The following is a 12,310-nucleotide window of genomic DNA, read 5'->3' as shown; positions in this document are numbered from 1 at the left end:
TGCACTTTTCTAACATGGATGCATTAACCCAGTTTGAAAGGTATGCGATGGACTCTACCATTTTTCGTCAGGCGATGAGACAGCAGGTTGGTGCCGTTGCGGTGATCGCGGCCGGTGCCGACGGTGGCCGCACTGGCATGACCGCCACCGCCGTTTGCTCCGTGTCCGATACGCCTCCGATGGTTCTGGTGTGCGTCAATAAAAACGCCAGTGCACACGCCCTGATTAAAAGTGCGGGCCATTTTTCGGTCAACTTTCTGTCGGCGCAACAGGAAGATATCGCGGATTGCTTTTCGGGTGGGACCGGTTTGAAAGCCGAAGCGCGTTTTGCATTCGGAACCTGGTCCACGTTGCAGACCGGCGCACCGGTACTCGCCGATACGTTGGCGAGTCTCGATTGCGAACTGATCAATGAACATCAGTACGAGACGCATTCGATTTTCATTGGGCGCGTACGTGCTTGCAGCAAGGGCCTGGAAGACGAACCGCTTGTTTATTTTCGTGGAAAATTTACCAGCTTGCCCGAAGGTGTGGCTTTGTAAGAAGCACAAAATGCGGCAATATGCGGATACGGAATACGCACTTCACGTGACCGCAATTGCGGTCACGATTGCTGAGCGCAGAATCTAGCGATACATCTTTTTCCAGTCACCAGAGTTAGGGCGCGACAAGCCTAGATTTTCCCTCAACGTCGTGCCTGCGTACTCCTTTTGGAACAATCCGCGACGTTGCAGTTCTGGTACCACCAGCTGCACGAATTCTCTGTAGGTTCCTGGCATGTGCGTAGCGGCTAGTACGAAACCATCACATGCACCGCCAGTGAACCATTCTTCGAGCTGGTCGGCGACATCCGTTGGGCTGCCCACGAAGGTTGGCAATTCCTTGGTGGTTCCACGGCCACTAAATTTGAGGAATTCCGCTAGCGTTGGATTCTTTTTGCCACTCGCCAGAATGACCCGATCCAAAATGGCGCGCAATCCCGAAATCGATGAAAGTTCATCATCGGTAAATTGGTCATCCGGCCGCTTGCTTGAGAAATCGAAATTCAGCACTTCGGATAATAGTGCCAGCGAATCGATCGGTTGCACCAGCGCATCAATTGCAGCACGCCGGTCTTCGGCTTCGGCTTTACTGGATGCGACCACGGCATAAATTGCGGGAGCAACCCTCACGCTGTCCGGGTCCCGGCCATGCGCGGCAAGTTTTGCTTTGAATTCCTGATACCGTTTGCGCGCAACCTCGATATTGGGCTGAATGACGAATACCAGCTCGCCCCAGCGTGCAGCAAATTCACTACCGCGCCCACTTTGGCCAGCTTGTATCAATACCGGATGCCCTTGCTCTGAACGTGGTACGGTGAACGGTCCACGCGAGTTGAAAAATTCTCCATGATGGTCGAGGCGGCGCACTTTGTCCGGATCGGCAAACAGATTCGCTGCCTTGTCACCGACCAGCGCCCCTTCATGCCACGTATCCCAGTGACCAAGCACAACCTCAAGAAATTCATCGGCACGGTCATAACGCAAATCGTGTTCCTGATGCTTGCTCACGCCGAAGTTGTTGGCTTCTGAATCGTTGAGCGAAGTAACGACATTCCAGGCCACCCGGCCGCGCGTCATGGCATCCAGTGTGGAAAACACACGAGCGACATGAAACGGTTCGTAATAAGTCGTTGAATAAGTCGCACCGAGTCCTAACTGTTTGGTCGCCAGACCCATCGCGGTGAGCACAACTACCGGGTCCAGTTTTACCGCCCGCACGCCGTTACGCACCGTGTCGGCATGGCTATCGCCATAGACATCTGGCATTGCGAGTCGGTCATCGAAAAACGCGAGATGAAATTTTCCCGCTTCCAGCGTGCGTGCGATGTCTTGATAGTACTCAGGTGTCAGATATCCGGCATTGGTTTCAGGGTGGCGCCAAGAGGCGACCAGATTCGAGCAGTTCTGCGCCTGTAGGAATGCAACCAACGCCATTTGTTTATTAGCCATGTCATCCTTGGATCATAGGTGTCGCATTAGCGCGACGATGATGCATGTTAAAAATAGGCTGCGGCTACGTCCAATCAAATTATGTTAGGGATTGCTCAGTTATCTTGAATAGTTATTTTGGGACGTACGCAACTTCACAGGTGGTAATTAGCCTTATCCATTACTCGTCTTTTTTGAAGTATCGGTAAGATTATTTGATTTGTGACCACTCTATGGTTCTGATAGCATCATTTGACCCTCAATATTGTCAACCTACACCCAGATCGGAACAGCATGAGCAGGAAGAAGAAGGCAATCAGCACCAATATCGGGTGGAGTAACGCCAGCAGCATTACCTTGTTTGGTAAAGACTTTGTTTCCGAGATTCTGGGAAATCTCAATCTGGGCGATATGGGCTTTCTGGAGCTGACCGGCCGCATACCCAATCCCAATGAATCGCGGATGTTCAATGCGATGGTGGTCTCGCTGGTAGAACATGGTCTTACGCCAAGTTCGATCGTCGCTCGCATGACTTATCTGGGCGCACCGGAATCGCTGCAAGGCGCTGTCGCGGCGGGTTTGAATGGTCTGGGGTCCGTGTTTGTGGGCAGTATAGAAGGCGCGGCAAAAATGCTTTCAGAAAGCATGCCCGTGCCCGATGCAGAGGCTGACTTTGCAGCGTTAGCAGTCACAGCAGTGACGTCGTTCCGTGCGCAAAAGCGTATCGTGCCAGGGATTGGACACCCGTTTCATAAACCCATTGATCCACGTACGCCACGACTCATGGAACTAGCCCGCGAGACCGGTTTTGATGGTCCTTATCTTAAGCTAATTGTAGCGATTGCCGAGGAGGCAGCCCAGCGTAGCGGTAAGCTATTGCCGGTTAACGCGACCGGTGCCATTGGCGCATTGTGCTGCGAAATGGGATTTGACTGGAAAATTTGTCGTGGTCTGGGCGTAATGGGTCGCGCTGTTGGACTGGTCGGACACATCCTCGAAGAGTCGCGCAACCCGATGTCTGAAGAGATATGGCATTCGATCGAAGCGCGTGCCACGGCGCATATGAATCCGGATGCTGAGCCGGAGTAAGCGGCGGTCTTCAGAAGATAAATTAAAAGATAAAAAAACAGAAGGAGATCGCGACATGCAAGCAGGTATTTTTGTTAAAGATAAAGTAGTACTGGTAACAGGCGCAGGCGGCGGCATTGGTCGCGACTTTGCATTGGCACTGGGCCGTGAAGGTGCGAAGGTCGTCGTGAATGACCTCGGTGCAACCGTTAAAGGCGAGGGCCGTGACTTGTCACGTGCAATATCGGTAGTCGACGAGATTGTTGCCGCTGGCGGCGAGGCCATTGCCAACGGTGACAGCGTTGCCGATTGGGACGGTGCGAATGCCATGGTGCAGCAGGCGGTGGATACCTACGGCAAGATTGACTGCGTCATCAATAACGCTGGTATTTTGCGTGATAAGTTTTTCTTCAACATGAGCAAGGAAGAATGGCTCGCGGTCATTGACGTTCATCTAAATGGACCATTTTTTGTATCGCGCGCCGCGGCACCGTATTTCAAAAGCCAGCAGTCGGGTTCTTATATTCATATGGTGTCAACCTCGGGCCTGATCGGCAATCTTGGCCAAGCAAATTATTCTGCAGCCAAGCTAGGTCTGGCTGCACTGTCTAAATCGATAGCCATGGATATGGCAAGGTTTAATGTGCGCTCCAATTGCATTGCTCCCTTCGCGTGGAGCCGCATGATCGATGGAATGCCAACTGAGACAGAGGAACAGAAGGCACGCGTAGCGCGGTTGCAGCGCATGGATACCGCAAAGATTGCACCACTGGCTGTCTATCTGGCCAGCGATGATGCCGTCGATGTGTCGGGTCAGGTGTTTGCGGTGCGTGCGAACGAGATATTTCTCATGAGCCAAAGTCGTCCGTTGCGATCCATGCACACCGAAGAAGGCTGGACGCCACAGACGCTCGCCGACCGTGTGATCCCGGCAATGCGTCCAAGCTTTTATAAGCTGGACCGTTCGCAAGATGTGTTCGATTGGGACCCGGTCTGAAAGTGAGTTGTCATGGCGATCAACGTTGATTTCGTAAAAAATTGGTCCTCGCCAGTGGTGCGGCAGACTTACTCGGAAAAGGACGCCATCCTGTATGCGTTGGCATTAGGGTATGGCAGCCAGCCGAATAGTCCTGACGAGCTACGGTTTGTGTATGAAAAAGGGATGCAGGCGGTTCCTACTTTGGCAACGACGTTGTGTTATCCAGGCTTTTGGATCACCGATCCCCGCACCGGTATCGATGCCTCAAAAGCGGTGCATGGCGAACACAAAGTCATTTTTCATGCGCCGCTTCCTGCAAAAGGAAACGTCCGTGGCCAAAGCCGCGTCGTTGATTTGATTGATAAGGGGCCGGAAAAAGGTGCCTTACTTATCTTTGAGCGTGATATTTATAACGATGATACCGGTGTTCTTTTAGCGTCTATTGAGCATCGGACGGTGTGTCGGGCGGATGGTGGATTTTCGACAAATTCCGCCAATTTGCACAGTCCCGTAGCATCTGCGCCTTCGCCATTGTCGAAGTCACCTGCCACCGCTCCATGGCTGCAACGTGACGCCGATTATTCCGTCGACATTGCCTCATTACCACAGGCTTCATTGATTTATAGGCTTAGTGCAGACCCGAATCCGCTACATGCTGACCCGCAAGCTGCACGCGCAGCCGGGTTCTCGCGTCCCATAATGCATGGGCTTTGCACGTATGGAATCGTAGCCAGAGCGATCATGGCCGTCTGTTGCGAAAACAATGCGGATGCCTTAAAGACACTCGGAATTCGGTTTCTGGCACCGGTTTTTCCCGGAGAAACAATTCGTACTGAAATATGGAAAGACAGTGACGTTTTGCATTATCGCTGTCTTCTACCTGATCGCAATACAATCGTGATCGCTACAGGCACGGCTGACATAGCTTGAGCGAGCCAGCGTAGACTAACGAAGCAGAATGAATGCGGATTTGTCCCGGACCGGTTTGATTCGTTGATCTGGCCTCAGGCAGCAGCCTGATGCCAGATATCGGTCAGATCGCCCCATCCAGCTTTAAGTCCTCGCATTCCTGCTCTGTCAATCCAAGTACGTCACGAAGAACTTCAGCGTTGTGCTCACCGAGCTTGGGCGGATCGCGGCGATACGTCGGCGGCGTGCGTGACATCCGGATAGGGCTCGCTATCGCACGCACCTGACGGCCATCCGTCGTGCTAAGGTCGCGCACCATCTCGCGGGCGATGACCTGTGGATTAGCAAAAACCTGTTTTAAATTATTGATCGGACTTGCCGGAACACCGGCTGCATCCAGCAAGGCCTGGCATTCTGCCATTGTGCGTTTGGCCATTGCTGCGGAAACCAGTCCGGATAGGATATTTGCGTTGCGCATACGCAATTCGTTTCTGCAGAAACGGGGATCTTCGGCCACACCCGGCATTTCCATTGCCTTACAAAAGTTTCGAAACTGCCCATCGTTTCCTACAATTAGCATCAGGTCCCCATCACTGCAGGCGAAGCTATCACTCGGGTACACCGATGCCAGTCGATTGCCGGCACGTTGTGGCACATCGCCAGTGGCCAGGTAGTTCATGCCGAGATTAGACAGCGCCGAAACCTGTACATCGAGTAGTGACATGTCGATGTATTGACCCAGGCCAGAACTATGGCGCTCGTTCAGGGCCGCCAAAATGGCGACGGAAGAATACAAGGCGGTCATCAGGTCTGAGACCGCCACACCAGCCTTACGCGGGCCAGCGCCCGGCGTGCCGTCCGGATTGCCGGTCAGGCTCATCAATCCGCCCATAGCCTGCACGATGGTGTCATATCCGGGCCGCGCACTATACGGGCCGGTCTGACCGAAGCCAGTGATGGAGCAGTAGATAAGTTTGGGATTAATCTTTGACAGAGCGGCATATCCTAAGCCGTAACGCTCCAGCGTGCCAACCTTATAATTTTCAATGAGTACATCACTTTCGGCTGCAAGGCGTGCAATCAGCTTACGGCCGCTTTGCGTGGCGAGATTGATGCCGATGGAGCGTTTGCCGCGATTGCAGGACCAGAAATAAGCCGATTCATCGAGTGGTGTCTGCGGCGCACCTGCCACAAAAGGAGGTGCCCATTGGCGCGAGTCGTCGCCGCTGTCAGGACGCTCGACCTTGATCACATCCGCGCCGAGGTCGGCCAGCACCTGCGCCGACAACGGTCCTGCCAAAACCCGTGACAGATCCAGGACGCGCACGCCATCAAGCGCGCCTTTAGCACCGGTGGAGGAATTTTCAGCTTGCTTCATGCTTGCCTTTGCTCGAAGAACTTATAGATGGACCAATTGCCGTCGCAGACCAAAGGCTTAAAAAGGGGTGGGTACTTGATGCAGGCGACCATTAAGCTCGTTGACAATGCATCAGCAGTCGTCGTTTAGCTGCTTATTTAGCGACCTGATGATGGCTTTTTCCACACTGGTTTGCGTTTCTCTACAAATGCAGACAGGCCTTCTTTCGCATCGTCGGTGCCAAAGACGGTACAGGCGAGATTCACCGCTGCCGCCACGCCTTGTCGGTAATCGCCATCAATGGCGCGGGTGAACGCGGTTTTCCCGAGCTTCATCAGCTCTGGTGATTTGTCCGCCAACACCTTTGCCAGCTTGCGTGCTTCGTTTAGTAAATCAGCGGCCGGAGCAATGCGGCTAACCAAGCCCAGTTGCAAGGCTTCCTGTGCATCAAACGATCTACCGGTGAACAGCAGATCGAATGCACGATAGCGTCCCACCAGCCGGTGCAAATGGGTGTAGTGGACAGCGGGTAGCAACCCGATATCCAATTCCGGATAGCCAAAGGTGGCAGTATCCGCTGCAACAATCATGTCGCAGGTGATCGCCACGGACATGCCACCGCCGCGCGTCGTACCCGCAATCGCCGCAATCGATGGCTTGCCCAGATTGAACTGTACATCGCACAACTCGACGTAAAGCTTTTGCACCGCTTCATGAAATTGCGTCGGAGAACTTCTCAGGAAATCACCCAAATCCTGACCAGCGCAAAACCGTCCGGGTATGGCACTACCAATGATGACAGCCCGCACTTCGCTGTCTTGTCCCGCCTGCCTGAGCATTGCCAGAAAACTGTCCATCAATTCCCGCGTAATGGCATTGACCGGCGGATTATTGAACAGAATCTCGGCAATGTTATCCCGAACCTCGTATTGAATGACTGACATGGCTGATTTCCTTTACGTGCGAGAACCGGGATTCAGGTGGAATCGTCTAGTAGCTCTGTGCCGTGATGCGAAATGATAAGTTTAGCGTGACCATGCAACAAGTCAAATAATGCGAAGCATTATTAAACTTAACTAATGAGTCGGGGAAGTCTTTTAGCTCTAAAACGGTGTCTCCGGCTTGCTGATGATGCGCTCTCAAACGCCGATATTGAAAACATAAAAACTGAACAATGCTTCAGATTATTTTATTTGTTTTCGTAAAGGGACGGCAGTAATATTTTGGCACAGGACTCACTGCATCCCAATCGCACTGCGGAATTGGTCCAGAAAACTATAAAAATGAGAAAGGAGACGCTATGTTATGTTCCGCTCGGCTCGCCCGGCATCTTGTGATTCCAGCCCTTTTAGCAAGCGCTTCCGTGAGGCATTCGTCTGCCGTTGCTGCCACTGCGTTTGCCGCGTACCGCAGCTGATATGGAATTATCGCAACTTTTTAATGTGGTTCAGTTGGGTAATGCGCTCGCGCTGTCATCATTGTTGACGATCCTGGCCAGCGGCCTCGCATTGATCTTCGGTTTGCGTGACGTGATGAATTTCGCCCACGGTGCGCTGTACATGCTTGGTGCTTACCTCGGCTACACATTCTCGGGCTTGTTCGGTTTTTGGGTTGCACTCTTGATTGTTCCGATTCTACTGGCGCTGGTGGGACTAGCATTTGAGTATGGTGTCATGCGCGCATTTAAAAATCGTTCGCAGATGGAGGTGGCGCTAGTCACTTTTGGTCTGGCCCTGATCCTGGTCAAGCTGGTGACGCGCATCTGGGGTACTTCACCACTGTCGGTACAAGCACCACTATCACTGTCGAAGGCCATCGACCTTTTCGGTCATCCTTATCCGGCTTATAGAATATTCCTGATTGTGGTGGGATTTGGTACGTGTCTGGCACTGGCTATTTGGCTTAAGTGGACCCGCTCGGGCATGCATGTGCGTGCCGTCAGTCAGCAACCACTGGTTGCTCGCATGATGGGCGTCAATACTGATCGTCTTGGACTCGTTGTGGTATGCCTCGGTACCGGCTTTGCCGGACTGGCTGGCGTGCTGGCCGGACCTTATCTTTCGGTCGATCCCAGTATGGGCGCGAACGTGCTGATCAGTTGTCTGATTATCGTCGTTATCGGCGGGCTAGGCAGTATTGGTGGTGCAATCGCTGCGGCTGTGGTGTATGGATTTATCCAGGTCATCGGCGCGGTCATCTCACCGACACTGGCTGTGCTAGCGCCTTACCTACTGCTATTTTTTGTGTTGCTATGCCGCCCGCAGGGGTTTGGACGAGGAAGGGTCGCATGACGCGCTCAACACCAACATTGGGCGTCGAGGTTAAATTGCCAGCGATCGCCCCGCGCAATACGCTATCCGGATCGCTGAAGGCTGCTTTGATCGTGACGGCACTTGTCATCCTGGGCTTGTTCATTCCCTCGCTCGTCAGCAGCAGCTTTTATCTGGGGCTGATGATCAATACAATCGTGTTGGGAGTTGCCGCGATATCGATTGGATTTCTGGCCCATCAATGCGGGCTCATCATGTTTGGCGCTGCGGGTTTCACCGGCGGCGCTACGTACTTGTTCGGCATTGCAGTGACACAGTTCGGATGGAACGTCACGGCGGCCGCAGTATTTTGTCTGCTTGCAGCTACGCTATTGAGTGTGCTGATCGGTGCATTAGTGGTGCGTGCCCGACCGTTGCCTTTTGCGATGCTGACGCTAGCGCTGGCGCAAATGCTGCGCTCTCTTGTCATGCTGACCGATTTCAGATCCGTCACGGGTGGTGACGATGGACTCACGATGCAATGGGACGGATTGTTCTTTGGCCTGAATCAGGCGCAGCTTTCCCGACCGAGCACTTTCTGGCCGGTGGCATGGCTCGCCTTGTGCGGCGTCATGTTGCTGGCATGGGTGGTCGGTCGCTCGCGCACCGGACAAATCTTGCGCGCAACCCGCGCTAACGAAGAGCGCATGCGGTTTTCTGGCTTCAACACTTACTTGCCACGTGTATTCGCCTTCGCTCTGGCTGGCTTTATTGCTTCCGTTTCCGGTTTGCTGATGGCCTTGAATATGGCTTTTGCATCGCCCGAGCTGCTTGACTTTGCAACCGGTAGCAATACGCTGGTTGCCATGCTTGTCGGTGGCTCAGCCACCGTTGGTGGTCCGGTGTTGGGCGCATTACTCTTTGTAGTTGGACAGGATCGCTTTGGCGCGAGCGGTAACCTTGAGTTACTGACCGGTATAAGCGTAGTGCTGGTTATCGCTGCTTTCCCCGAAGGGATGATGGGATTTATTCGCCGCGGCTTACGTCGCATTACAGGACGCCATCATGTTGCGCATTGAAGATCTCGGCGTTTCTTATGGCAGTGTCAAGGCGCTCGAAGGTATCAACCTCGACATCGCCCAGCGTGGCGTGCTACATGGAATAATCGGCCCCAACGGTGCTGGCAAATCCACGCTGATGGACGCCATCACTGGCCGCTGCAAGTTGACGCGCGGACGCGTATTTGTTGACGGGCAGGATATCACTGACCGCTCCGTCATCTGGCGTCGTCGTCTTGGTATGTCACGCTCATTTCAGCGCACCAGCATCTTTCCCGGCATCAGCGTAGGTGAGCAACTGGAACTGGTAAGCAAGCAACTCTGTGAGACCGACTTGCGCGGCATCGTTGATACGCTTCAGTTGGGCGCAGTCTACGACCAGATCGCTGACAGCATTGCCTACGGCGACCAACGTCGGGTGGATATCGCGCTAGCCCTAATTGGCAAGCCAAGTCTGATGTTGCTCGACGAACCCGCCGCTGGTCTGTCAACTGCCGAGACCATCATATTATTCGAACATCTGGTCAAGATAGTACGGGAGCGAAATGTCACGGCCGTAGTGGTCGAGCACGACGTGGATGCCGTGTTCCGATTTTGCGATTCCATCACCGCGATTGACCTCGGCAGATTGCTGGCGACCGGCTCACCTGCCGAAGTGCGTGCCGATCCACGTGTCATCACCGCCTACCTTGGAACCGAAGCATGAAATCAAATCCGATGATCAGCACGGCTTTCAGGCCGATCCGGCCAGTCCACCGGAGCCCGGCATGAGCTTTATCCGGGTTAGGGGCCTCCGCGCAGGCTACGGCAAATCAGTCGTGCTGCGGGATATTGATCTCGATATTGACGAGGGCGAGGCAGTGGCCGTAGTGGGGAAAAACGGTGCAGGCAAGTCGACCTTACTCATGTCATTTTTTGGCGCTACTACGATCAGTGGCGGCTCCATTGAGGTCGGCGGAAGTCTGCTCAACAAGCTCCCGGCATACGCAGCGGCCAAGCAGGGCGTCACGATTTCACCGCAAGGTCGCATGATCCTCCCGCATCTGACAGTAGGTGAAAATTTATTGCTTGGCGCAGCCTGCGGGCGCAAGGGACATTGGACTGTTGAGACGGTCAACCGCCTGTTTCCAATATTGCAGGAGCGACGCGACAAGATGGGCAACGCGCTTAGCGGCGGCCAGCAACAGATGTTAGCGGTGGGCCGTGCCCTGCTGGGCAACCCGCGCGTGTTGTTGCTGGATGAACCTTCTGAAGGTTTATCGCCAGTGCTGGTGGACGATCTGGCACGGGTATTCAACCAGATTTGCGCCGCTGGGACTGGCATCCTGATGGTTGAGCAACACCTGAATCTGGTACGGCGGATTAGCCAGCGCTTCGTGGTGATGGCTAAGGGCGAAATCATTGATCGTGGTCAGACCGACAATATTGACTCGGCGCAGCACAGCGCTGCGCTGGCTTTTTAACTAAAAAAAATGGGGACAACGATGATAAAAAAGCTGTTGGCAATAGTGGTTGCCACGACGGTGATGCAAGGCAGCGTGTTAGCGCAGGAGACCATCAAGGTCGGATTGGTCAATATCGACTCCGGCCCATTCACCGTTTTGGCACCGTTCGTGCAGGATGGTGCCACGTTTGCCATTGAAACGCTGAATGCGCAGGGCGGCGTACTCGGTCGCAAATACGCGTTGATCACCCAGAATCACGTCGGTACACCTGCCGCAGCGATTGCTGCCGTCAATCGGCTGGTAGAGCAGCAAGGCGTTACGTTTATAGCAGGTTTGAGCAGTTCCAGCACGTCGCTCGGTCTGGCGCCCAAGTTGGCATCCATGAATGCCCTATTTCTGGATACAACCGCTGCCGCGGATGACCTGACAGGAAAAAATTGCCAGCCTAATTATTTTCGCATTGGCGTCAGTGACGGTTACTACATCAAAGGCTTCCGCACCTTGCTCAAGGAGAGCGGCACTAAATCGTGGGATTTGCTCATGGGCGATTACGCGCTCGGTCACGACTATGCCAAACGGTTTTCGGCATTGGTGCAGGAAAAAGGCGGTTCGGTTCAAAAAACACTATTCCCGTCCATGACAGCGCCCGACGTGGGCAGTTATATCTCCCAATTACTGGTCAAGCCGGCCGATGGCCTGATGGTGGTCTATCCGGGAACCGGCGGCATTACGCTGGCCAAGCAACAACAACCGTTCGGCCTGTTTTCCAAGTACAAGTCTGTGCTATCGGTGTATTCCACCAACGACACAATCATCAGCGCCCAAGGCGATACAACGGCTGGCATGGTGTCCACGCAAAGCTATTACTGGTCCATGCCAGGCAGTCGGAATGCGGCTTTCGTCAAGGCGTTCGAGGCACGTTTCAAGCGCAAACCGACCTATCTTGATGCGGACGCTTACATGTCATTTGAAGTCCTGAACGCCGCTATTGCCAAGGCAAAGTCAACCGATTTGGTGGCGGTTCGCACGGCGCTGGCTGGCTTGAAAATGATGTCCATCGTGGGTGATGTCGAAATGCGTGCCGCCGATCATCAACTGTTGCGTCCGCTGGTAGTGGTGCAGGCAGTAAAAGCAGGTGAGGGCAAGGGCGACTTCGTCCTGAAGTCAGTCGAGCCGGTAGCGCAAGCGGCACCCGAGGCAAGCAGCGAATGCAAGATGTAGGAATGCAAAATGACGCACGTGGCCGCAACGCGACCACGCTGTATTTTCTACTTA

At 53.9% G+C, this 12,310-nt stretch carries 12 protein-coding genes; 9 read left to right on the top strand and 3 right to left on the bottom strand.

Annotated elements, in window-relative coordinates; all coding sequences use genetic code 11:
- Nucleotides 1-47 precede the first annotated feature (47 nt).
- Nucleotides 48-542, top strand: coding sequence for a flavin reductase family protein (locus QN379_RS06695; RefSeq protein WP_323506302.1), 495 nt, complete (start codon nucleotides 48-50; stop codon nucleotides 540-542).
- Between the two features lie 84 nt (nucleotides 543-626).
- Here QN379_RS06695 and QN379_RS06690 read toward each other — a convergent pair whose 3' ends face one another.
- On the bottom strand, nucleotides 627-1,991 hold the full coding sequence (locus tag QN379_RS06690) for an LLM class flavin-dependent oxidoreductase (protein WP_322234619.1): 1,365 nt from the start codon (nucleotides 1,989-1,991) through the stop codon (nucleotides 627-629).
- Between the two features lie 273 nt (nucleotides 1,992-2,264).
- Between QN379_RS06690 and QN379_RS06685 the strand changes: the two genes are divergently transcribed.
- The 3 genes from QN379_RS06685 to QN379_RS06675 are packed head-to-tail and all read left to right on the top strand — an operon-like array spanning nucleotide 2,265 to nucleotide 4,947.
- Nucleotides 2,265-3,059, top strand: coding sequence for a citryl-CoA lyase (locus tag QN379_RS06685; RefSeq protein WP_322234621.1), 795 nt, complete (start codon nucleotides 2,265-2,267; stop codon nucleotides 3,057-3,059).
- A 55-nt stretch (nucleotides 3,060-3,114) separates the two neighbouring features.
- Nucleotides 3,115-4,035 carry an SDR family NAD(P)-dependent oxidoreductase gene (locus tag QN379_RS06680; protein WP_322234623.1) on the top strand — a complete coding sequence of 307 codons (921 nt, stop codon included), beginning with the start codon at nucleotides 3,115-3,117 and terminating at the stop codon, nucleotides 4,033-4,035.
- A gap of 12 nt (nucleotides 4,036-4,047) precedes the next feature.
- Nucleotides 4,048-4,947, top strand: coding sequence for a MaoC/PaaZ C-terminal domain-containing protein (locus QN379_RS06675; protein WP_322234625.1), 900 nt, complete (start codon nucleotides 4,048-4,050; stop codon nucleotides 4,945-4,947).
- 103 nt (nucleotides 4,948-5,050) lie between these two features.
- On the opposite strand, the gene QN379_RS06670 is transcribed toward QN379_RS06675, so the two are convergent.
- Nucleotides 5,051-6,304: a CaiB/BaiF CoA-transferase family protein gene (locus QN379_RS06670; RefSeq protein WP_322234627.1), complete on the bottom strand. Its 1,254-nt coding sequence runs from the start codon at nucleotides 6,302-6,304 to the stop codon at nucleotides 5,051-5,053.
- A 137-nt stretch (nucleotides 6,305-6,441) separates the two neighbouring features.
- The gene (locus QN379_RS06665) at nucleotides 6,442-7,227 is read right to left on the bottom strand and encodes an enoyl-CoA hydratase/isomerase family protein (RefSeq protein WP_322234629.1); all 786 of its coding nucleotides are present in this window, start codon (nucleotides 7,225-7,227) and stop codon (nucleotides 6,442-6,444) included.
- A 474-nt stretch (nucleotides 7,228-7,701) separates the two neighbouring features.
- Between QN379_RS06665 and QN379_RS06660 the strand changes: the two genes are divergently transcribed.
- Genes QN379_RS06660 through QN379_RS06640 form a run of 5 tightly spaced genes read left to right on the top strand, consistent with a single transcriptional unit; the run spans nucleotide 7,702 to nucleotide 12,256 of the window.
- On the top strand, nucleotides 7,702-8,574 hold the full coding sequence (locus QN379_RS06660; protein WP_322234631.1) for a branched-chain amino acid ABC transporter permease: 873 nt from the start codon (nucleotides 7,702-7,704) through the stop codon (nucleotides 8,572-8,574).
- Nucleotides 8,571-9,611: a branched-chain amino acid ABC transporter permease gene (locus QN379_RS06655; RefSeq protein WP_322234633.1), complete on the top strand. Its 1,041-nt coding sequence runs from the start codon at nucleotides 8,571-8,573 to the stop codon at nucleotides 9,609-9,611. The genes QN379_RS06660 and QN379_RS06655 overlap by 4 nt, the downstream gene beginning before the upstream one ends.
- Nucleotides 9,598-10,296 carry an ABC transporter ATP-binding protein gene (locus tag QN379_RS06650; RefSeq protein ID WP_322234636.1) on the top strand — a complete coding sequence of 233 codons (699 nt, stop codon included), beginning with the start codon at nucleotides 9,598-9,600 and terminating at the stop codon, nucleotides 10,294-10,296. Before QN379_RS06655 ends, QN379_RS06650 begins: the two co-directional genes overlap by 14 nt.
- On the top strand, nucleotides 10,262-11,053 hold the full coding sequence (locus QN379_RS06645) for an ABC transporter ATP-binding protein (protein ID WP_322234638.1): 792 nt from the start codon (nucleotides 10,262-10,264) through the stop codon (nucleotides 11,051-11,053). Before QN379_RS06650 ends, QN379_RS06645 begins: the two co-directional genes overlap by 35 nt.
- A gap of 21 nt (nucleotides 11,054-11,074) precedes the next feature.
- Nucleotides 11,075-12,256, top strand: coding sequence for an ABC transporter substrate-binding protein (locus tag QN379_RS06640; RefSeq protein WP_323506301.1), 1,182 nt, complete (start codon nucleotides 11,075-11,077; stop codon nucleotides 12,254-12,256).
- Nucleotides 12,257-12,310: the final 54 nt, after the last annotated feature.

The sequence above is a fragment of the Glaciimonas sp. Gout2 genome (assembly GCF_035018905.1).
Lineage (GTDB): Bacteria > Pseudomonadota > Gammaproteobacteria > Burkholderiales > Burkholderiaceae_D > Glaciimonas.
The sequence above is the reverse complement of the archived record's forward strand: the minus strand, read 5'-3'. Positions and strand labels throughout refer to the sequence as shown.

Coding starts and splice junctions, on each gene's coding strand:
- QN379_RS06665 (WP_322234629.1), bottom strand. CDS start 7,227: ATGTCAGTCATTCAATACGAGGTTCGGGATAACATTGCCGAGATTCTG.
- QN379_RS06680 (WP_322234623.1), top strand. CDS start 3,115: ATGCAAGCAGGTATTTTTGTTAAAGATAAAGTAGTACTGGTAACAGGC.
- QN379_RS06675 (WP_322234625.1), top strand. CDS start 4,048: ATGGCGATCAACGTTGATTTCGTAAAAAATTGGTCCTCGCCAGTGGTG.
- QN379_RS06685 (WP_322234621.1), top strand. CDS start 2,265: ATGAGCAGGAAGAAGAAGGCAATCAGCACCAATATCGGGTGGAGTAAC.
- QN379_RS06650 (WP_322234636.1), top strand. CDS start 9,598: ATGTTGCGCATTGAAGATCTCGGCGTTTCTTATGGCAGTGTCAAGGCG.
- QN379_RS06660 (WP_322234631.1), top strand. CDS start 7,702: ATGGAATTATCGCAACTTTTTAATGTGGTTCAGTTGGGTAATGCGCTC.
- QN379_RS06655 (WP_322234633.1), top strand. CDS start 8,571: ATGACGCGCTCAACACCAACATTGGGCGTCGAGGTTAAATTGCCAGCG.
- QN379_RS06690 (WP_322234619.1), bottom strand. CDS start 1,991: ATGGCTAATAAACAAATGGCGTTGGTTGCATTCCTACAGGCGCAGAAC.
- QN379_RS06695 (WP_323506302.1), top strand. CDS start 48: ATGGACTCTACCATTTTTCGTCAGGCGATGAGACAGCAGGTTGGTGCC.
- QN379_RS06640 (WP_323506301.1), top strand. CDS start 11,075: ATGATAAAAAAGCTGTTGGCAATAGTGGTTGCCACGACGGTGATGCAA.
- QN379_RS06670 (WP_322234627.1), bottom strand. CDS start 6,304: ATGAAGCAAGCTGAAAATTCCTCCACCGGTGCTAAAGGCGCGCTTGAT.